Consider the following 20,522-nt stretch of genomic DNA (forward strand, 5'->3'; position numbering starts at 1 on the left):
GGCGCGTTAAGTCCTTGAATGTAAACGTGTTTTCATGCCGGCCGGACGACGGTGCGGACTTGTGTATAACGAGGTGCCCTTAACCCGGTTTTCCGTTCCGTTGCACCTGGAACCCCTAGTAGCTGCGCTTTTGTATGGTCTTTTTCGGACTAACAGCAGTGCGCGGCAGAGCCTGAAAATTATTAAGGCCGGCATCGAAGTGACTGTTCATTTAATAAAGAAAGCCATGGTGGTGAACGGTTATCCTTCTGGGGTATGGAGCACAGCTGGCACAGATTAGGGACGAGCCGCTGTGCCGGCGGGCTGCGATTGCACACTTGACTATCCAGAGTAGGAAGTCACCGCAGCTTGGTGACCACAATGAACTATGCGATCCGGTTATTGAGGGGTTGCCGTAACTTGCCACTCTTTAAATTGATCCAAGTAAAAAACTTTTTCTTTGTTTAGAATGGCATCACCTAAAGCTCGATAGAGAGCAGTCCGCTCCGCTGCAATCTTTGGTAATACGGCACCGAACAGTGCGGTAAAATCCCAACTTCCTCTCTCGTAACCATGCTGCAAAAGTATTTTTAAACGTGCCATGCTAGGCTGTACGTCACTAGCATTGAGTTCTGCATTGAGGCAGAGATAGAGCAAGGCTTCAGCATGGGACTGACTTGGCTGCTCGTCGATATTTAGTAAGACTTTTTCACAATACGATCGAGCATTTTCCCAATCACTATTTTTTCCATAAGTTAGTAAAAATGCGGCGAAGTTCGCATATATATTGATATCGTTAGGATCGAGCTCAAGCGCCTTCTTGTACATGGCATTAGCAGCCTCGTAGTCCTTGCGTTGATCCGCGAGGAAATTCGCATAGTTGCCTGTATTGCCGGCATGGGTCGGATCAAGCTCAAGAGACTTCTTATACATGACATCAGCAGCCTCGTAGTCCTTGGCTTGATCAGCGAGGAAGTTCGCATAGTTGCCGGTATGGACGGCATGGGTCGGATCAAGCTCAAGCGACTTCTTATACATGACATCAGCAGCCTCGTAGTCCTTGGCTTGATCAGCGAGGAAGTTCGCATAGTTGCCGGTATTACCGGCGTGGGTCGGATCGAGCTCAAGCGCCTTCTTGTACATGGCCTCCGTAGCCTCGTCCTTGCCCTGCTTCTCGAGGAGGATGGCATAGTTGCCGGTATGGTCAGCATGGGTCGGATCGAGCTCAAGCGTCTTCTTGTACATGGCCTCAGCAGCTTCTTCCTTGCCCTGCTTCGCAAGGAAGTTTGCATAGTTGCCGGTATTACCGGCGTGGGTCGGATCGAGCTCAAGCGCCTTCTTGTACATAGCCTCAGCAGCCTCGTAGTCCTTGCGTTGATAAGCGAGGAAGTTTGCATAGTTGCCGGTATTACCGGCGTGGGTCGGATCGAGCTCAAGCGCCTTCTTGTACATGGCATTAGCAGCCTCGTAGTCCTTGCGTTGATCCGCGAGGAAATTCGCATAGTTGCCGAAATGACTGGCATGAGTCGGCTCGAGCTCAAGCGCCTTCTTGTACATGGCCTCAGCAGCCTCGTAGTCCTTGCGTTTATCCGCAAGAAAGTTCGCATAGTTTCCAGTAATGCCGGCATGAGTCGGATCGAGCTTAAGCGCCTCCTTATACATAGCATCGGCAGCCTCATAGTCCTTGCGCTGGAAGAGCAAGAACTTCGCATAGCTAGCGAAGTGCATAGCACTTTCGCTATGGGTCAAGTGAATAGTCTGGTCTATATTTATCCTACGCTGATGAAGACGCTCTGCTAAATCAATATTATTATTTTCCAAAAAATCTAGAAAAATATCTGCGGCGTAATAGTCTTTATTTATTCTTATATAATCTATGATTAACTCTAATAATTTAATTCCATTGGAATCATTTATTAGTTCGGAAAAAGAAAATTCCCTTCCGTCAATGTCATTTGATTTTTTGTCTTTTCTTAATAATTTCGGATTTATTAAGAAAAAAACTATCATTGATAGGGCGGAATCTTTGTTTGGGAGGCGAATTAAATAATTAGCATTATACAGAGCGCTAGAATAGTTATTTTTTGCAATATCATCTTTAATTTTTCTTTGCAAGCTTAAAGCATCATGGCCGAGCTCTCTTAAAATTTTACTTTCAATAGCACAGTAAGCTTCAAATAAATGGCCTCGACGCCTCCGAAAAATATGTGGCTCTTCCGTTAAAGAAAGTTGTGGGTGATATGGAATTTGTAATTCCAGATTTATTTCAGATCCCCATGCTTTTTCAAAAGATAATTTTGCTTGCGCCTCCCGTGCTTCTACAAGCTTATCCTCGCCGTTGGGTACAGGACTAAGAATGATCTGAAATTTAGCTTTTGAAGAAGTTGCAATTTTTAATGATTTTAGAAACTCGCTAGTACCTTCTACATTTTGTAAATTTAACCCACTTAATATAATTAAATGGTCAGCAAGGTCACGGGTGCAAATACCTGCTTCATCAGAAAAACCAGTGCGGCTGTCAATCAGTACATAGTCATATAGATTGGAGTTTGCAAATGTATTTTTGAGGACACGAATTAAAGGTTCACCTACACCATCTTGATAAAGACCACGCAGGTTCAAGTCATCAAAACGTTTAGCATAATCACGGTCTAATTTTCCAGCCGGCATAATATCTAGTACACCATCCTGAAACTCTCTATCCTCTTGTGGAAGAGTGTAAGATTTGGTATATTTTTTTACGATATCAGCCGGCTGCAATAAAAATAAGTCAGCCTCAGTGCCCTTTTCTTTGGCATCTAACATAAGGTCGACAAAACCGAGACCAGTCGAGAAACTTTGTGTTTGGGAAAATTCTAACGAAGCTGTGTGGTCTTCCGTCAAAGAGAGCGGAGTAAGGTAAGACAGTCCAGGCGCCTCCAAATCTAAATCCATTACCAATACACGTAAACCCCGTCCGGCCATAATGGCAGCCGTATTTATCAGTGCCATGCTACGGCCAACACCACCTTTGAACGAAAAAAAAGTTATAAAGGACGCTTTGATAGGATTTTTCGTCATGTTTTATTCCGCTAGCGATTCGTAAGGAGTACAAATTTTTGTCGTTAGTGTTTTTGGTGGTGAATCTTCACCAAGAGATTTTAATAATGCTTCGTTAAGGCTGTTTAATGAGGGAGAAGGTGTGTCAATTGACCTTAACCATAACCGTATAGGCGCAGAAAATAGTGGTTTTAAATTTTTTAATATAGAAGTAATTTCTTTAATAAAGTCAGTTCGATCAGAGCCACGTAATTCATCAAGCGCTAACTCTAAATTCAATGCACTTATTTGTCCAATATTTTCGTTATTTGGCATTGATGGAAGTAGTTTTATTGCATGCATTGGATTGATCTCTAGAAACCCAGAAAGTACCATGCCGGAATAATTTTCTTTATCCGTTTGCAGAATATTGTCCCAAAATTCAATTGATTGAGGCGGTGATGCATCAAGTAGTGCTGCTAGCACTCCTTGACGAATTTCAATGTCAATATTTGATTCATGTAAAAATTTTTCTGTGAATAACAAAAGTAACGGAACTATCTCGGGATCTTTATGAGCAGATGCAAGAAATAAGAGTTCTTGCAAATATTTTTTATCACCTGATCCCGTTTTGCAGAATTCTCTTAATAAGTCGATGCACGATTTCCATATAGATAAGCGCGTCGTTGCCTTTAATGTCAGTGTAAGACGCAAAATACCAAGGTGGTTGGGTTCATCTATTGTTAGTCGTGGTAGCGTTTCTTTTCCATCTAGCGCACGCCTGAGCCAATTACTAATTTCTTCGTGTTTCAATAGATCAATAGACATTATCATGGTTAATGCGCTCAGAAAGCGTTCCTTAAACGTGAACGACGAGGTAGGGAAGTTTCAAACCAGAGCTGGTCGTCGTCGGCATGACTATTTCTGGTTGCGGCATGAAATTTTCTGTATTCGGTTGTAATGGTTCTGTCATGCCCCATGCGTGAGCGGGGTTGGAATGGGGACGGAAAAATGAATAGTCGCAAGCATCGGCAACGGTTGGACGGTGCAGGGGCGGTGTGCCAGATGTTGCATGATCCCATACAAGTAAGATCAATGGTTCGTTGTTGTTTAACATTAACCCTAAGCCAAGAGCACCGCAGAGCCCTGCACGTTTTTTTGGAAGCTTATCGAATGGATTTTGTTTGTTATTAGAAAGGTCAAATGTAGCCCAAATTAGATATTCTCCTAACAGTGCTGTACGTAGCAATGGTTCAAAGTTAGGAACACTATGCGAGCCTGAATATTTGAGAAGTAATTTTTTGATGCGATCGGGTGTCATGCCTGCCGCCAACGCCCCTGCAGTGTTTGAAATGCTGAACACATGTGCATCAAAACCCTTCACTCTCCCTAATGTACTTGGCTCAAGCGTGGAGGAGAGTCGTGGTCCTTTAAATTGATGTAATCGACAAGCCGTCTGCCAAGCATTATCTGGCAAATTACCGTGCTGAAGTTGTATTGCAAAAGATTCTAGTAAACTTGAAAAATCCGCAGTTGAGAGAGCCGTCTCTGCCTCGACATTTTTTTTAATTTGGCCAGGATTTTGTTGTGCGTATAGGTTTTCGAGGGCGCTTGCGATCAGTGGCTGAATTGTTGGATCAATATTGGAAAAAGTTGATTGGTAGCAGACAGAAGACATGGGTAAGTGGATACTCGTCAATAGGAAAGGATGGCGGCGTCTGGTCTTATAAGTAGTGAGTATCAATGATCTATCTTTTTTAGTCAAATAACAATCACAGAAAAGTTTGCAAAATGTAATTTTTGATGACAATTTAACAAATAAATATTCCTGTAGTCATCTACGGACGTGCTGGGGATCCTGAGCAACTTGACTATCACACATCATCTTGACAGCGACCTGTGGATTTTTAATCACTGCAATATAAATTTACCCCGGATTAGCCACTATTTTGCCGGTAAGAAAAATTTCCAAGCAAGTAATTTGACACAACATTTGGGTTGCGCATAGGCTCAGCTCGCAGTGAATTTTTTTACATCAAAAAATTGTATGGTGAGAGCCGTTTTGAGGGTTCGGATCTCATCCCTTCCTAACGCGCCTTGTATATGCGTCTTTATTAAGACTCCATCTGCAGAACGCTTTAAAGGCTTACTCTACTATTGATAAAATAGGTTATCAACAGTAGAGTTCAAGTTCAGCGCGTATAGAGCAGAAACACCCATGTCAGACGATTTTCGGTACGCCCAGCGCCTGGCAAAAATCTTTCTGCGGCAGGCGCATGATCCAGGAAGCCGAAGGATGAGGCTGGCGGTCGAAGCGCTCGACGCCAAGCACTTTCTGGCTGCCAAAGGAAAGAATGGCGGCGCGCCACCGGCAGGCTGAATTCCGCCAGCAGATTCATGCACAGCCACTCGTTTTTCACTTTCGCACTCAGGTCGGCCTTGCGATGACTGACCAGTCCCAGGGGCAGCTTGAGAATGTGGGTGGTTGGCGTCGAGCCGTGCGTCCGCATCCGGCCGCCGTTATGCCATAACAGGGCAGTCTCTTCCTGTGCGCCCGCCAGCGAGATGGGCAGATCGTCGGAGTCCATCCCGCTCCTGGCGGCAGTGGCTGCGTCAGTCCGATCAAGTACCGCTCGACGTCTTCTTCAAGCATCGGTGTACCTTCTATACGATTGACGTCGGTCGGCGACTCATCTTCCTTGAGCAGTTGCACGGCGCCGACACAATCCCTGCCAATCTCCTGGAGTAAATCGAAGGCATCGATTGACCCCAGCTTGTAGTGCGAGGCCATGCGCTTGCGTATCGGTTCGCTGTCTGGCAGCAGGTTGTCGAAGTAGTCGCGCACGACGTCGCCCCGCAGCGGGATGTCTCCGGTGTACGGCAAGGACAGCGATAGCGGCCTGCCCACCGCGGACTCGCGCCACGCCCGGTCGTACAGAAACTGGCTGTCGCCGCGGGCCGGGATTGTCCACGTACCGACCCGCTCATCGTTACTCCATACCGACAGCGACCGCGCGTGCGATGGGCGTCCCATGGCTACCACTCCGGGGGGGCGGCAGTCTCATCGCCGTTGCTGTCAACGGCAGCGCCCTGCTTCGGCTGAACCAGCACTTCGTGGTGCAAGGCAGCGAGCAGCGCCAGCAACTGCTCCACGCTGATCGATCCCGGATCGAGTTCCATGGCGGAGACGCGGCTCTGGCTGATGCCGAGGCACTGTGCCAGTGCCGTCTGCGACAGGCCGGCGCTTTTGCGCGCGGACTGCAACAGTGGCCCCAGTTGCTTCGAAAGGGAAAGGATCTGCTTCACGGCATTTTTTCGATTTACCTGTATGGAGAGTATTTTCAGATTATTTGTATTACGGGTATTCGTCAATTACCTGTTTTACTGGTAATCCGTCACCGACGCGACGGAGGCGACGACGAGCAGTATTTCGTTGAGCACAAAGTGCGAATAAGAAAGAGTGAAGTAGGACGATCGCGCAGCGGTAGGCCCACTTCACCTATCTTGCCCCGCACTTTGCTTCGTTTTTGTCCACGACTGTAGTCCGACTGGACTTCGGAAACATCCTTGAAACTGCCCAAACAAGCGCATGAAACTGTTCGGAACCGCGTGGTGTCCAACCACTGTCGACCTGGCGTTCAAACGGTGTGACGCCAGGAGTAAATGTTCTGGGAGAATCATCATGGGAAGCAATTACGTTGACGACCTCGAAGCTTGGGTCAAAGCAAAAGCCATCAAGAAGCCGGACGCAAACTTGGCCGCATTTCTCGTCGTACGCGACATGGTAAAAGCGCGCCTGGATGAAGGTTATTCAGCAACGATCATCCACGGTTTTTTGCGTGCCGGTCAGCACATCGATATCTGCTACGACACGTTTTTGAAGTATGTGCATCGATATGTGCAGCCTCCACGCAAAGGACCAAAGGCAAGGGGCAAAACTACGCGGACGGTTGGCCATGCACCGGGTGCGGGCATTGCAGGCACAGGCAAACGCGACAGTTCCTCCGGCATTGTGGGATTTACTTTCAACCCGAATCCAAAACGCGAGGACTTGATTTGATTATGATTGGGGTGAATCGACATCAGCCGACGCCTGGCCGAGCCCGATGCGTCGAGTGATGCACGCGGTCTCCATGTCTGAACTGGCGAAGTTATCGCGGCAATTTGGCCTAAGCCTGCTGCATTCAAACGACATCGAAGATGGTCTGGGGCACGGCGGTCGTCCCTTATTTCTTCATGCAGGCGGTGCAGCCGTTGCCCCTACTGATCGGAAGGCCTGGGAAGGTCGATATTCTCGACGCCATGTTGTGTATCGCATCTGGCTCGCCAAGGGCCGGGTATTGCGTGCGAGGGAGCCGCCGATAAAATCCAGGTGCCACTGCGTCGCACATGCCGCGGCGAGTGACACCTAAAAGACAGCCATACCGACTGACGCACGCCATTTTTCAACGTTGTCAACGAGTGACTTTAGAATGTCGAAGTGATCGACCAAGGCCACTAGCCGCCAGGGGATGCCATTGGCCCATCGCGACGAGTCGTTTCACTTCCGCCCTGTAGGCACGGGCTTCCGGCGCATTGTGAGGACGACCTTGATGCCGCATTGAGTTACACCAAAGGCAAGCGGCAACGATGTTGCTGGCTGCATCCGTGCCGTTGTTTTGTCGAGCGACTACATGCTCCGCCGTGCACTGAAGATATTTGGTGAGTAGTTTAGGCAAGCGGTAGTCGCGTGAAAAAACTTCACTGTCATCGTGCCACATCGGGAAACAACAGTAGTAGCAGAGGTGGTTTTGCTGAATGGCGGCGGATTGCCGGAGCTTGCGTAGTTTTGTCGAGTTCATAGGATCACTTGTTTTATCAAGCAAATCCCTGAGGCACGCTAAGCCACACACAGGCGCCGTCGGTTATCCGCACTGGCGATGCACCGACTGAAGTCTGGCGCGGTCAGGATGCTGCGAGTCCTGAGCAACTTAACCGTACCCGACTAGAAAAGAATTGGCAACTGAAATTTCAACGGGCACTGGTCGCGACGATGGGCCGCTGCCGATCGAAAATGCCCGGATCCAACGCATCCCGGCTTTTAGGTCTTGATGGCGACCGGCTTTCGCGCGAAATACATTTCCCACTCAGGTGTATCGATCGAAAGCGTCTCCAATACGCGCTCATCTTCTGCGAGCAGCATCTTCTCGACAAGCTCCCGCTGCGTTACGCCGTAACGGCATGCGAGCCGGGCCATGGCCAATGCCGCTCCCGTGCTGAGCCACATGCTGACTCGCCGCTGTCCATTCCCATCAACGCCCGCTGTATCGCGCCGCGCGCGATAGGCTGCTTGTCTCTCTGCAACTGTCTTGGCCATCGATTCCCCCAATGTGCTGGAAATAAGTATCGTTACAGCGTAACGGGACTTGGGCGGGGACTGTTTGACGTAGATCGTGCGCAGTGGCCGTAGAGCCGGGAGCGGAGGGGCCTCGCGGAGCAGGATTCGGTTGAGCACCGCAGGTGCGAATAAGCAAAAGTGAAGAGAGCTATCTGGCGGCGCCAGTTAGCTAACTTCACCTATCTTGCCCCGCTCCTCCGACTGGTTTTTAGCACGGTTCAATCAAGGTTGGATCAGGTTTGGATGCAGGTTTCATTAAGTCAGATTGTGACGCCATGAAGCAAAGATCTAACAATGTTATCTACACCTTCGCGTCACGTATCATTCGGGACTTCAAGCGCGCTCCCAGCGCTCGTCTCGTGTACTGGGCTAGCAACCCCTTGGCCGACCACCGAAAGCACCGTGGCGGCCCCAATTTCGCGCCCGCATAGGCTTGTTAGCGCCTGGACGATCATCTGAAAGATACAGCGAGGGGATAGTTGCGGTGCGCGCCATGGAGCCTTTCAGCGTCCCCTCGCTTTGCTGATGGCATCCACCTGTTTCGCGCAGTACTCGGCCCACGCCTGCATCAGCGGAACCCGCTTGTCGAACAGATCGCCGCGCCGGTACGCCGCTTCGACTTTGCTGGGCAGACTGTGGGCCAGCGCGTGCTCGCACACCTCGCGCGCAAATGCGTTGCCGACCGCCTCGGCGCACCAGTCGCGAAAGGTCGAACGAAAGCCGTGCACCGTGATGTCGCCGCGACCCATGCGCCGCAGGACCGCGGTCAGGCTCATGTCGGACAGGATGCTGTCCTTGTCGCGGCCCGGGAAGACGAAAGCACCGTCGTGCGGCATCTGCTCCAACACCGCCATCGCCTGCATCGACAAGGGAACGCGATGTTCCTTCCCCGCCTTCATGCGCGCGGCCGGCACGATCCAGACCTTCTCGGCCAGATCGATCTCAGTCCACGCTGCACCGCGGACTTCGCCGGAGCGGCAGGCGGTGAGAATGGCAAATTCCACCGCGCGCGCGGCCACGCCTTCACGCGCGCGCAGGTCTTGCATGAAGGCCGCGACCTCGCGCCACGGCAAGGCGGGGAAATTCACGACCGGCGCGATCTTGTTCGGATCGGCCAGCAGATTTTCAAGGTGGCCCCGCCAGCGCGCCGGATTGTCACCGCTGCGGTACTTGCTAACGGTGGCCCAATCGAGAATGCACTCGATGCGGCCACGCAGGCGCACCGCCGTCTCGGTCTTGACGTTCCAGATTGGCCGCAGCACTTTCACCACCAGGTCGGTGTCGACATCGGACACCGGCAGCGCGCCGAAGACCGGGGACGCGTAATTGGCAAGCGTCGATTCCCACTGCGCGATGTGCTTCGAGTTCTTCCAGCCGGCGCGGTGCGCGCTGATGTAGGCGGCCGCACACTGGTCGAAGGTTTTGAGGCGCGATTTGCGCAGCGCGTCGGACGTACGGGCGGCGTTGCGCGCGATGATCGGATCCTTGCCTTCGCTTAGCAGCAGGCGGCACTGGCGTGCGCGCTCGCGCGCGATGCCCAGGCTAACGGCGTTCAGGCCACCCAAGCCCATTTCGCGGCGCTTGCCGGCGAGCGTGAAGCGAAACACCCAGCTCTTCGATCCGCCGTTGGAAATTTGCAGCCATAAACCGTCGCCATCGCCGTAATATCCAGGCGAACTCAGGTTCTCGACGAGTTTGGCGGAGAGCTTTCTGACGTGGCGTCCCATATGATCCTACCCATGTTTCTACCCATGCTATTGGCGTGGACAGTGCTGGACATTGTGGGACGTCCGCGGACGCTAAATTTTGATTTTTCCCTATGAAGATGCGAAAAAAAAGCTCCCGGTGAGGGGAGCTTATTGATGTGTTCTGGCGGAAGCGGTGAGATTCGAACTCACGAACGGCTCACACCGTCGGCAGTTTTCAAGACTGCTGCCTTCAACCACTCGGCCACGCTTCCTGAAGTTGCACATTATACCTAAACCAAGCTATTCCACCAGCAACCAATTCTCGCGCAAGCCCTTCTCGAAGTCGCACGCCGACAACGGCCGCGAATACAAATACCCCTGCACCTCGTCACACCCCGACGCGCGCAGGAACGCCAGCTGCTCGACCGTCTCCACCCCTTCGGCGATGACTCGATGCCCGAGTTGCCGCCCAATCGAAATGATCGCGCTGGCAATCGCGCAGTCGGACGCATCACCCGGAATACCCATCGTGAACGACTTATCGATTTTCAAGGTGTCGATCGGGAAGCGCTTCAGGTACGACAGACTGGAATAACCCGTGCCGAAATCGTCCAGCGACAAGGCCACACCGAGGTCGTTGATCCGGTCCATGATCCCGATCACCCGCTCGATGTCATGCATCAGCGTGCTCTCCGTGATTTCCAGCTCCAGCCACGCAGGGTCCAGCGAATAGCGCGCCAGCGTGCTGGCCACGCGGTTCGGCAAACCTGCCGTGAACTCGCGCGCCGACACGTTCACGGCCAGGCGGAACGGCGCCATCCCGGCATGCTGCCACACGGCCGCCTGGGCACACGCAGCTTCCAGCACCCACTCGCCCACCTGCACGATCAGGCCCGTCGTTTCGGCCAGCGGGATGAATTCGACAGGCGCAATCATGCCGCGCACCGGGTGAATCCAGCGCACCAGCGCCTCGGCGCCAACCAGCTGGTTGGTCGCGATGGCGAATTTTGGCTGGAAGTACAACGTCAGCTCGCCATGGCCCAGCGCGTGGCGCAGGCCCGACTCGATGCGCATGCGTTCCTGCATGCCCTGGTTCATGTCCAGGCTGTAGAAGGCAACGCTGTCGTCCGGGTTGGCATGGTCCTGCTTGGCGCGCTCGCTGGCGATGTCGGCGTGGCGCAGCAGCGTTTCGGCATCGGTGCCATCGGCGGGGTAGACGCTGATGCCGACCGAGGCGCCCACGCGCAGATCGTATCCCTGCACCTTGAAGGGCGGCAGCAAGGCCGCCTGCAGTTTCTGGGCCACGGTGGTCGCTTCGAAGTGCTGGCGGATCTCAAACAGGCCGACCGCGAATTCGTCGCCGGACAGACGCGCCACCAGATCTTCGTCGCGCAGCGTGGTGCGGAAGCGCTGGGACACCTGGCGCAGCAGTTCGTCGCCCACGCTGCGGCCCAGCGTGTCGTTGATCAGTTTAAAACGGTTCAGGTCGACGAACAGCACGCAACCGGCAGCCTCGTTGCGCTGCGCGACCATCAGGGCCTGGTCGACCAGACGCGCGAACAGGGTGCGGTTCGGCATGCCGGTCAGCGCGTCGTAATAGGCCAGGTGGTGCAGGCGGTCTTCGGCTTGCTTGCGCTCGGTGATGTCGGTCAGATAGGCGATCAGGCCGACCGGGCGGCCTTCCAGGTCGCACAGCGTCGACAACGACAGGCTGGCCCAGAAAATGGCGCCGGACTTTTTGCGGCGCCGCACTTCCATCAGGCGGCCGCCCTCTTCCGCGAACAGATCGCGCTCGCTCAAATCGTCGTCGGCGTACAGGAACAGGATGCTGCGACCGATGGCCTCGAGCGCCGTGTAGCCGAACAGGTCCTCGGCGCCGCGGTTCCAGCTGGTGATGTAACCCAGCTTGTCCATCGTGAGCACCGACTCGTGGATCTGGTCGAGGATTTGCGACTGGTGCGCCAGCTTCGCTTCCACCTGCACGTAAGCATGGGTGGAGCGCTGGGCCAGCGATTGCATCTGCATCAGGCTGGCGATCAGCGTCGCCAGACTGGCCAGCGCGCGCTGGCCCGCCTCGTCAACCGTGGCCGCGCTGGTGAATTCGAAATACCCATACTGGACGCCGTCGGTCTCCACCGCGTAGTGCCAGGCGCCCGGCTGCCCCGCGCGCGGGCGCGCACCCGCATCCGCGCGCCCGGCCACAAACCGCGCTTGCGGACTGGCGGTCAGCTGGGAGGCGATGCGGCCCAGTTCCGCGGCCAGCACGGCGCCGCGCAGGCGCAGCACGGCGTCGCAGGCGGCGCTGCTGGCAGTGGCCAGGTCGGGAACGCTGGCCAGCACGCGCGGCGGCGTCAGGACTTCAAACATTGCGGCTCACCTGGATCGCCCAGTGGTACGCATGCAGCTGGCTGCGCCACCATTCGTCGGGACCGATGGCCGTGGTCTCCAGCGAGGTCGGGCTGATTTCGACGAAGTGCAGCAAGCGCCCCAGGCGGCCGGCGCGGTGCAGCAAGGCTTCACAGACATCCTCCGGCAGCGGCAGGCTGCGCACCACGTCGGCCATTGGCAACGCGAACAGGCGATCGAGCAGCGAAAACACACCGGTCATGAACGCGATGTCTTGCGCATCGCGGTCACCACCCGCGTTCTTGCACAGCATTTCGAGCTGGGCGCCGCGCTGGGCCGCCATCGGCAGCAGCAAATTCGGCGCCGCATCCGGATCGGGCCGCGCATACAGCAGCAGTTGCAGCCAGCGCTGCATCTGGCGCCGGCCCAGCATCCCGATGGCCTGGTTGAAGCTGGTGATGGGTGTCGAGAGTGCGAACGCGGCCGAGTTGACCAGTTTCAACAGGTGGAAACACAGCGCCGGATCCTGCTTGAGCAAGGCTTCCAGCTCCCAGGTGTCGGCGTCGCGCCCCAGCAGGCCCAGCAGCGCCAGCAGGCGCCGGCGCGAGCTGCCGTCATCGACCTCCTCGCTCGGCTGCGGAAACATCGGATAGTCACCGCTGAACCAGGTGAAGCCGGCCGCAGCGCACTGTGCCTGGCGCAGGCCGGTTCCGACGAAACGCGCCAGGTGCGGCGCGAACAGGGCTGGCAAACTGCCCGGGGCGGGAGCGGCAGCACTGCAATCGGTACTCACCGAGCGGATCCGCGCTGGCGCCGCCACGCCGGCCGGCAGCGCGCCGTCGAGCATGATGCGGTAACCCAAAGCGTGCAGCATGGTCAGGCGCGCCAGCTCGCCTTCGCCGGCCAGCGCCGCTGCCGCGATCGACAGCACCACCCGCTCGGTGGGCAGCTTTTCCAGCAAGGCCGGCGACAGCACCGCGCAAGAATCGAGCAACAGCACGCAGTCGAGCGGAGCGATGGCGGTGAGAACCTCGGCGTCAGCGAAGACGGTACGCAATGCCGTCTCCGCCGGACCGGGCGAGTGCACGCGCATGGTGAGGGCCACCCAGTCATTGCGCGCATCAGCGACAAAGTGGAGGTCTACCAATGGAAAGTGGGTGCTATCCGCAGACATCGGATTTCTTATTGAAGAGGTAGAACCAAGATACTAATTGAGCAAGTAACTACAAGCAAGTAAATTTGTTGCCATAAGGACACATTCGGCCGGAATTGTTGCACAAGTGTGTCATCGGCGACACAATCTATGTGAAATTACATCGGCTTATGCATTTCGGCTTATATCGACACCAAGGCACCAGGCACCGGGGCCACGCGGCGGGCAAGCGTGCGCCGGCGATTATGCCTCGTTATCGAACTGCGCATGTTGCACCGCGAACCGGATCAACTCTGCCTGCCCTTCGATTCCCAGCTTGCGCTTGATGTTCAGCCGGTGCGTCTCCACCGTCCGTACCGACAGCTCCATGGTGCGCGCGATTTGCTTGTTGGAGTTCCCGGCCGCAATGCCACGCATGACTTCCTGCTCGCGCGTGGTCAGGCCGTGGTCGTCGACGGCGCCGCTGAACGGCTTGGCCAGCCGCTGCGCCAGCGCGGCGCTGTAATAGATGCCGCCGGCCATCACGGTGTCGATCGCCATCACGATATCTTTGCCGGGCGCATCTTTCAGCACGTAGCCGCGCGCGCCGGCGGCCATGGCTTGGGTGACGTACTCCAGCTTGTCGTGCATCGACAGCACCAGCACCGCCACGTCCGGACAACGCGCATGCAGCTGGCCAGTTGCTTCCAGGCCGCTGCCACCGGGCATGTTTATGTCCATCAGGACCAGGTCGATCCCGCCGGCTTGCACGCGCGCCAGCGCTTCGCTGCCATTGGTCGCTTCGGCCACCACGCGGAAATGCGGCGCCGTTTCCAGGCGGGCGCGCAGGCCATCGCGTACCAGGGGGTGGTCGTCCACCAGCATGATGTGGACATGCGGCACAGGCACGACGTTCGGAATATCGCTCATGCGGTTTTCTCCAGGGTGACGCAGGCGCGCAAGGTGGTGCCGGCGACGGTCGACACGATCTCCATCGTGCCACCGATGGCGTCCATCCGTTCGCTCATATTGCGCAGCCCGATGCCGCGCTGGGGGTGCAAGGCCATGTCCTCGGCGTCGAAGCCGACGCCATTGTCGCTGATCGTCAGCGCCAGCACAGGGCCGCGCTGGGACAGCAGCATGCTGGTGCGGCTGGCGCTGGCGTGGCGCGCGCTGTTGGCCAGGCCCTCCTGGGCGACGCGGAACAGGACCGTGGCCAGCGTCACCGGCAAGTGCTCATCGACGCCGTCGGCGCTGAACTGCACGCCGCTGCCGCTCTCCCCGGCCAGGTGCGCCAGCGCCGCCGCCAGGCCCAGGTCGTCGAGCAAGGCCGGGCGCAGGTCGTGCGAAATGCGCCGCACCTCGCCCAGCACGCTGGTGATGGCCGCGGCGCTGCGCTCGACCGCGAGCACACCGGCTTCTCTCTGCTGCGGCTCACCCACCAGGCGGATGGCCGCCGCTTCCAGCTGGAACTTGATCGACACCAGAGACTGGCTGATGCCGTCGTGCAGGTCGCGCGACAGGCGTGCGCGTTCCTGCTCCTGCGAATCGACCACGCGCTGGGCCAGCACCTTCAGTTTCGCATCGGCCACGCGCGAATCGCGGATGTTCAGCGCCAGCCCGATGGTCGCCACGGTGGCGGCCGAAAAAATCGCCAGTACGGCAATCCACCAGAGTGTGTCTTCGATATTGCGCGACTGCTGGACGGTGACCTTGGCCAGTGCGGCGTCGACGTCGTCGAGGTAAATGCCGGTGCCCAGCATCCAGCCCCACTGGTTGATCGGCACCACGTAGCCGAGCTTGGGCACCGGCTTGCTGGTCGACGGCTTGACCCAGGTGTAGCGCTCCAGCCCGCCGCCGGCGCGGGCGCGCGCGACCAGCCGCTGGATGGTGGGCACGCCGGCCGCGTCGCGCAGGCGCCACAGGTTGCGCCCGACCAGTTCGGGCTGGCGCGGGTGCATCAAGGTATTGCCCTCCATATCGTAGATAAAGAAATAACCGTCGTCGCCATACGAAAGCTCGGCCAGGATGCGCTTCGCATCGTCCAGCGTGGCCGCATCCTTTTTACCGGAGATCAATTGGCGCGCGATGGCGTGCACGGCCAGCTCGACGTAATGGCGCAGTTCGGCTTCCTTGCTGGCGAGATATGCCGTCTCGATTGTCACGCGCTGCTGCTGCGCCAGCGTCACCGCTTGCTGGCGCACGAACAGCGCAATGGCGCACAAGGCGACGATCAAGGGGGCGACCGCCAGCAGGATGACTTTTTGCCTCAACTTCATACAGTTCCGATTTCTTTTGCAAATGACGCGTGCATGGATTTTACGATTGTTTCCGCTTGAACATGTACTACTTGCTGTTCGGGTTGCAATGATCACCGTACTCAGTAGTAGTACGCAGATGCTGCGTAGTGCTGCGCTTGTGGACCCGATATGGAGCCAACATACTGCCCGCAGCGGGCAGTCAGCGGGCAGCGGGAACCATCCCGTTCCAGGCTGACATGCCTGAAAAAACCAAAAAACACGGAGGAGTCACGCATGAAAAGTAGTCCCAATAAATTCGTCAAGCAACTCGGCTGGGTCGCGCTGGCGCTGTTTGGCGCCGGCTCGATCGGCTACATCGCCTTGAAACGCGGCGAAACCATCAACGCGGTCTGGATCGTCGCCGCGGCGATGTGCGTCTACCTGATCGCTTACCGCTTCTACAGCCTGTTCCTGGCCAACACCGTGGTCGGGCTCGATCCGACGCGCCAGACCCCGGCCTACAAATTCAACGACGGCCTCGACTACGTTCCCACGAATAAATTCGTCCTGTTCGGCCACCATTTTGCGGCCATTGCCGGCGCCGGCCCCCTGGTCGGCCCGGTGCTGGCGGCGCAGATGGGCTACCTGCCCGGCATGCTCTGGATCCTGGCTGGCGTCGTGTTTGCCGGCGCGGTGCAAGATTTCATGGTGCTGTTCCTGTCGATGCGGCGCGATGGCCGCTCGCTGGGCGACCTGATCAAATCGGAAATGGGCGAAATTCCGGGCCTCATCGCCCTGCTCGGCACCTTCATGATCATGGTCATCATCCTCGCGGTGCTGGCCCTGATCGTCGTAAAAGCGCTCACCGGCTCGCCGTGGGGCGCGTTCACCGTGATGGCCACCATCCCGATCGCGCTGTTCATGGGCGTGTATTCGCGCTACATCCGGGTCGGGCGGATTGGCGAGATTTCGCTGATCGGCTTTGTGCTGCTGATGCTGGCCATCGTCGGCGGCCAGATGGTGCACGATTCGCCTACCTGGGGCCCGGCTTTCACGTTCACCGGCACCCAGCTGACGTGGATGTTGATCGGGTATGGCTTTGTAGCGTCAGTGATCCCGGTCTGGCTGCTGCTGGCGCCGCGCGACTATCTTTCGACATTCCTTAAAATCGGCACCATCCTGGCGCTGGCCGTCGGCATCGTTCTGGTTGCACCGCACCTGCGCATGCCGGCCGTCACCCGCTTCATCGACGGCAGTGGCCCGGTCTGGTCGGGCAGCATGTTCCCCTTCCTGTTCATCACCATTGCCTGCGGCGCCGTGTCGGGCTTTCACGCGCTGATCGCCTCTGGCACCACGCCAAAGATGATCGAAAACGAAGAACATGCACGCTTCATCGGTTACGGCGCGATGCTGATGGAATCGTTCGTCGCCATCATGGCGCTGGTGGCCGCGTCCACCATCGACCCGGGCGTCTACTTCGCCATGAACAGCCCGGCCGCGCTGCTCGGCACCACGGCGCAGTCGGCCGCGGCAGCCGTGTCGCAGTGGGGTTTCGTGATCACCCCGGAAACGCTGACGCAGGTGGCCAAAGATGTTGGCGAGCACAGCATCATTTCGCGTGCCGGCGGCGCCCCGACGCTGGCGGTCGGCATGGCGAATATCCTGTCCGGCGTGGTCGGCGGCAAATCGATGATGGCGTTCTGGTACCACTTCGCCATCCTGTTCGAGGCGCTGTTCATCCTCACCGCGGTCGACGCCGGCACCCGCGCCGGGCGCTTCATGCTGCAGGATTTGCTGGGCGCGTTCTCGCCGGCGCTGAAACGCACCGATTCGCTGGTGGCCAACCTGCTGGCCACCGGCCTGTGCGTGGCGGCCTGGGGCTATTTCCTCTACCAGGGCGTGGTTGATCCTTTGGGCGGCATCAACACGCTGTGGCCGCTGTTCGGCATCGCCAACCAGATGCTGGCCGGTATCGCGCTGATTCTCGCCACCGTGGTGCTGTTCAAAATGAAGCGCGCCAAATATGCGTGGATCACCATCGTGCCGACCATCTGGCTGCTGATCTGCACGCTGTACGCTGGCTGGCTGAAAATTTTCGACGCCAATGTGCGGGTCGGTTTCGTGGCCCACGCCAACAAGTTCCAGTCCGCGCTCGACCGGGGTGAATTGCTGGCCCCGGCCAAGGATATGGCGCAAATGCGCCGGATCATTTTCAACGACTACGTGGACGCCAGCATGGCCGGCTTCTTCATGGTGGTGGTGCTGGCGGTGCTGTTCTACGGCGTGCGCACGGCCATGCGCGCCCGTGCCGATAGCCGCCCGAGCTCGCAGGAAACGCCGTTCGTGGCGGCGCCGTTGACCCAGGCGACATAAGCCATGTTTTCCTCGCTCGCACAGGCCGGCCGCTACCTCGGGCAAAGCATGCGCCTGATGGTCGGCTTGCCGGAGTACGACACCTACCTGGCCCACATGGAAAAAACCCATCCGGACCAGGCCCCGATGGATTACGAGGCATTTTTTCGCGAGCGCCAGGAAGCCCGTTACGGCGGGGCCGGCAAGCGCGGCGGGTGTTGTTGACGCCTGCCTGACGGCACTGCTTTAACGAGAAAGGGATGCCGCGGCATCCCTTTTAAATTGTCTAAACGCAATATCAGCATGCGATGTGCACCGTATATTTTTCCTGCGGGAATTATCTGATCCGCACGGTGGGCGGGTTGCGTGTGCGACCGGTCCGTTCCAGACGCCGTCCACGAGGATGTCATGCTGAATCTCGAGCGTTCCAGCCTCAAGCAGAAACTGACCATCATGTCGCTCAAGTCGGCGGCCACCGCACTGCTGGTGGTGTTGGTCGCCTTTGCGGTCACCCTGGTGCGGGATCATCGCAGCGGCGCAGCCAGGCAACTGGCGTCGCTGGCCGGCGTGATCGGCGCGAACAGCGTCAGCGCACTGCAAGCGAACGACCGCGCGCTGGCAAACAATAGCCTCGCCGCCTTGCGCACCAACGCCGACATTGCCCGCGCCGTCCTGTATGACCGGCGCGGCGCGCCGCTGGCGGCATACCGCGCCGGACAGCCTGAGGCGCCGCCCGTGGCTGAACCGGCGCCGCCAGCGCCTGGCAAAGCGAGGGGGAAGCCGCATGCGCGGGCTGCGACACCGGCGCAGCTTGCCACAGCACCGGCGCTCGACGATGCGCCGCTGGCCGGCACCGATGGCGCCGCGCTGGCTGCCGCCAACCTGGAAGGCCAGCCATTCTGGTCGCCCCGCCTGCGCCTGTATCAGGCGGTCGGGCAGGCCGGCGTGCTCATGATCGAGGCAGATCTATCCGCCATGTGGATGGAGGTCGCCCACGGCCTGGTCGTGTTCATGGCCAGCATGGCGGGCGCGCTGCTGGTCGCTGTGCTGCTGGCAGCGCGCGGCCGGCGCAGCATTGCCGCGCCGCTTGGCGCGGTGATCGAGGCGGCGCAGCAAGTGTGTGCCAGCCAGGATTACAGCCTGCGCATCGTGCACCAGGGCCACGACGAACTGGGCACGCTGATCGACAGTTTCAACACCATGCTGGCGCAGATCGAGGCGCGCGGCACGGCGCTGACCGACCACCGTGACGAACTCGAGCACCAAGTCGGGGTGCGCACGGCGCAGCTGCAAAAAGCCAAGAATGCGGCGGAAGCGGCCAGCATTGCCAAAAGCGCGTTCCTGGCCACCATGAGCCATGAAATCCGCACGCCGATGAACGGCGTGCTGGGGATGACCGACATGCTGCTCGGCACGCCGCTGACGGAGACCCAGCGCGACTACACCCGGCTAGTAAAACGTTCGGGCGAGCACCTGTTGGTGATCATCAACGACATCCTCGACTTTTCCAAGATCGAGGCGGGCAAATTATCGGTCGAGTACATCAATTTCAATTTGTGGGATTTGCTGGACGACATCCACACGGTGTACACGCCGCAGGCGCAAGCCAAGCAGATCGGGCTGGACTTCGACATCGCCAACGATATCCCGGTGGCCATCTGCGGCGACCCGAACCGCCTGCGCCAGGTCATCGCCAACCTGCTCGGCAATGCCATCAAGTTCACCGATACCGGACGCATCCTGGCCAGCGTGCGCGTGGCCAGCGAAAGCGCCCAGGCGGTCGAGTTGCGCTTCGAGGTGCACGACACCGGCATCGGCGTGGACCGGGAGGCGCGCAGCCGCATTTTCGAGGCGTTTTCGCAAGCCGACGATTCGACCACCCGCAAGTACGGCGGCACCGGCCTGGGCCTGGCGATTTCCAGGCAGCTGGTCGAGCTGATGGGCGGCCAGATCGGCGTCGACAACGCCCTCACGCAGGGATCGGTATTCTGGTTCACGGTGCGCTTCGACAAGCACAAGGTGGAGCCGGCGCCGGCGCGCCAGGCGCACGCGGGCATCCAAGGCCTGCGCGTGCTGGTGGTCGACGAACAGCCGGCCAGCAGCGCCGCGCTGGCACAGCAACTGGCCGGCTGGGAGGTGGCGGCAAGCTGCGCGGTATCGGCACTGGACGGCATCGAACGCCTGCGCGCGGGCGCCAACGCCAGTCAAGCCTTCGACGTGGCCATCATAGACATGGAACTGGCGCGCACCAGCGGGCTGGCGCTGGCGGCAGCCATCAAGGCCGACCCGCTGCTGCGCGCGACGCGCTTGCTGCTGATTAGCCCGAACCGCCTCGCCGCCGACCCGGTGCAGCGCCGCGCGGCCGGCGTGGCCTACCAGTTGACCAAGCC

15 protein-coding genes, 1 tRNA gene and 1 pseudogene are annotated in these 20,522 nt (G+C 57.8%); 4 read left to right on the plus strand and 13 right to left on the minus strand.

Annotated features, from left to right (window positions below; all coding sequences use genetic code 11):
* Positions 1 to 378 precede the first annotated feature (378 nt).
* The 5 genes and pseudogenes from V6M87_RS26365 to V6M87_RS26385 all read right to left on the minus strand — a co-directional run bounded on the left by V6M87_RS26365 (position 379) and on the right by V6M87_RS26385 (position 6,303).
* Positions 379 to 3,039: a KGGVGR-motif variant AAA ATPase gene (locus V6M87_RS26365; RefSeq protein ID WP_332879649.1), complete on the minus strand. Its 2,661-nt coding sequence runs from the start codon at positions 3,037 to 3,039 to the stop codon at positions 379 to 381.
* Between the two features lie 3 nt (positions 3,040 to 3,042).
* Positions 3,043 to 3,831, minus strand: coding sequence for a hypothetical protein (locus V6M87_RS26370; RefSeq protein ID WP_332879650.1), 789 nt, complete (start codon positions 3,829 to 3,831; stop codon positions 3,043 to 3,045).
* A 25-nt stretch (positions 3,832 to 3,856) separates the two neighbouring features.
* Entirely contained in the window at positions 3,857 to 4,675 is an 819-nt protein-coding gene (locus tag V6M87_RS26375) for a hypothetical protein (protein ID WP_332879651.1), read from the minus strand.
* 555 nt (positions 4,676 to 5,230) lie between these two features.
* Positions 5,231 to 6,031, minus strand: a pseudogene (locus V6M87_RS26380) (HipA N-terminal domain-containing protein); the annotation flags it as partial.
* A 2-nt stretch (positions 6,032 to 6,033) separates the two neighbouring features.
* Complete coding sequence (locus tag V6M87_RS26385; protein ID WP_332879652.1) at positions 6,034 to 6,303, minus strand: helix-turn-helix domain-containing protein; 270 nt, start codon at positions 6,301 to 6,303, stop codon at positions 6,034 to 6,036.
* Between the two features lie 376 nt (positions 6,304 to 6,679).
* Here V6M87_RS26385 and V6M87_RS26390 point away from each other — a divergent pair, with 376 nt between their 5' ends.
* On the plus strand, positions 6,680 to 7,057 hold the full coding sequence (locus V6M87_RS26390; protein ID WP_332879653.1) for a TraK family protein: 378 nt from the start codon (positions 6,680 to 6,682) through the stop codon (positions 7,055 to 7,057).
* 394 nt (positions 7,058 to 7,451) lie between these two features.
* On the opposite strand, the gene V6M87_RS27325 is transcribed toward V6M87_RS26390, so the two are convergent.
* The 8 genes from V6M87_RS27325 to V6M87_RS26425 all read right to left on the minus strand — a co-directional run bounded on the left by V6M87_RS27325 (position 7,452) and on the right by V6M87_RS26425 (position 15,819).
* Positions 7,452 to 7,838 carry an HNH endonuclease gene (locus V6M87_RS27325; RefSeq protein ID WP_442920646.1) on the minus strand — a complete coding sequence of 129 codons (387 nt, stop codon included), beginning with the start codon at positions 7,836 to 7,838 and terminating at the stop codon, positions 7,452 to 7,454.
* A gap of 239 nt (positions 7,839 to 8,077) precedes the next feature.
* On the minus strand, positions 8,078 to 8,353 hold the full coding sequence (locus V6M87_RS26395) for a hypothetical protein (RefSeq protein ID WP_332879654.1): 276 nt from the start codon (positions 8,351 to 8,353) through the stop codon (positions 8,078 to 8,080).
* 524 nt (positions 8,354 to 8,877) lie between these two features.
* A complete protein-coding gene (locus tag V6M87_RS26400) occupies positions 8,878 to 10,101 on the minus strand; it encodes a tyrosine-type recombinase/integrase (RefSeq protein ID WP_332879655.1) in 1,224 nt (407 codons plus the stop codon).
* Between the two features lie 143 nt (positions 10,102 to 10,244).
* Positions 10,245 to 10,334, minus strand: a tRNA-Ser gene (locus V6M87_RS26405).
* Positions 10,335 to 10,362: 28 nt separating this feature from the next.
* A complete protein-coding gene (locus tag V6M87_RS26410; protein ID WP_332879656.1) occupies positions 10,363 to 12,429 on the minus strand; it encodes a putative bifunctional diguanylate cyclase/phosphodiesterase in 2,067 nt (688 codons plus the stop codon).
* Entirely contained in the window at positions 12,422 to 13,582 is a 1,161-nt protein-coding gene (locus tag V6M87_RS26415; protein WP_332879657.1) for an EAL and HDOD domain-containing protein, read from the minus strand. Before V6M87_RS26415 ends, V6M87_RS26410 begins: the two co-directional genes overlap by 8 nt.
* 222 nt (positions 13,583 to 13,804) lie before the next feature.
* Positions 13,805 to 14,470 carry a response regulator transcription factor gene (locus tag V6M87_RS26420; protein ID WP_332879658.1) on the minus strand — a complete coding sequence of 222 codons (666 nt, stop codon included), beginning with the start codon at positions 14,468 to 14,470 and terminating at the stop codon, positions 13,805 to 13,807.
* On the minus strand, positions 14,467 to 15,819 hold the full coding sequence (locus tag V6M87_RS26425) for a cache domain-containing protein (protein ID WP_332879659.1): 1,353 nt from the start codon (positions 15,817 to 15,819) through the stop codon (positions 14,467 to 14,469). The genes V6M87_RS26420 and V6M87_RS26425 overlap by 4 nt, the downstream gene beginning before the upstream one ends.
* Before the next feature lie 255 nt (positions 15,820 to 16,074).
* On the opposite strand from V6M87_RS26425, the gene V6M87_RS26430 reads away from it, so the two are divergent.
* The 3 genes from V6M87_RS26430 to V6M87_RS26440 form a co-directional block, all read left to right on the plus strand.
* Positions 16,075 to 18,153, plus strand: coding sequence for a carbon starvation CstA family protein (locus tag V6M87_RS26430; RefSeq protein ID WP_332879660.1), 2,079 nt, complete (start codon positions 16,075 to 16,077; stop codon positions 18,151 to 18,153).
* Between the two features lie 3 nt (positions 18,154 to 18,156).
* Positions 18,157 to 18,357, plus strand: a complete 201-nt coding sequence (locus tag V6M87_RS26435) for a YbdD/YjiX family protein (RefSeq protein WP_332879661.1) — start codon at positions 18,157 to 18,159, stop codon at positions 18,355 to 18,357.
* A 183-nt stretch (positions 18,358 to 18,540) separates the two neighbouring features.
* A partial coding sequence (locus V6M87_RS26440) for an ATP-binding protein (protein WP_332879662.1) occupies positions 18,541 to 20,522 on the plus strand: 1,982 nt, incomplete at its 3' end.

The sequence above is a fragment of the Massilia sp. S19_KUP03_FR1 genome, from assembly GCF_036688685.1.
Classification (GTDB): Bacteria; Pseudomonadota; Gammaproteobacteria; order Burkholderiales; family Burkholderiaceae_D; genus JALYUM01.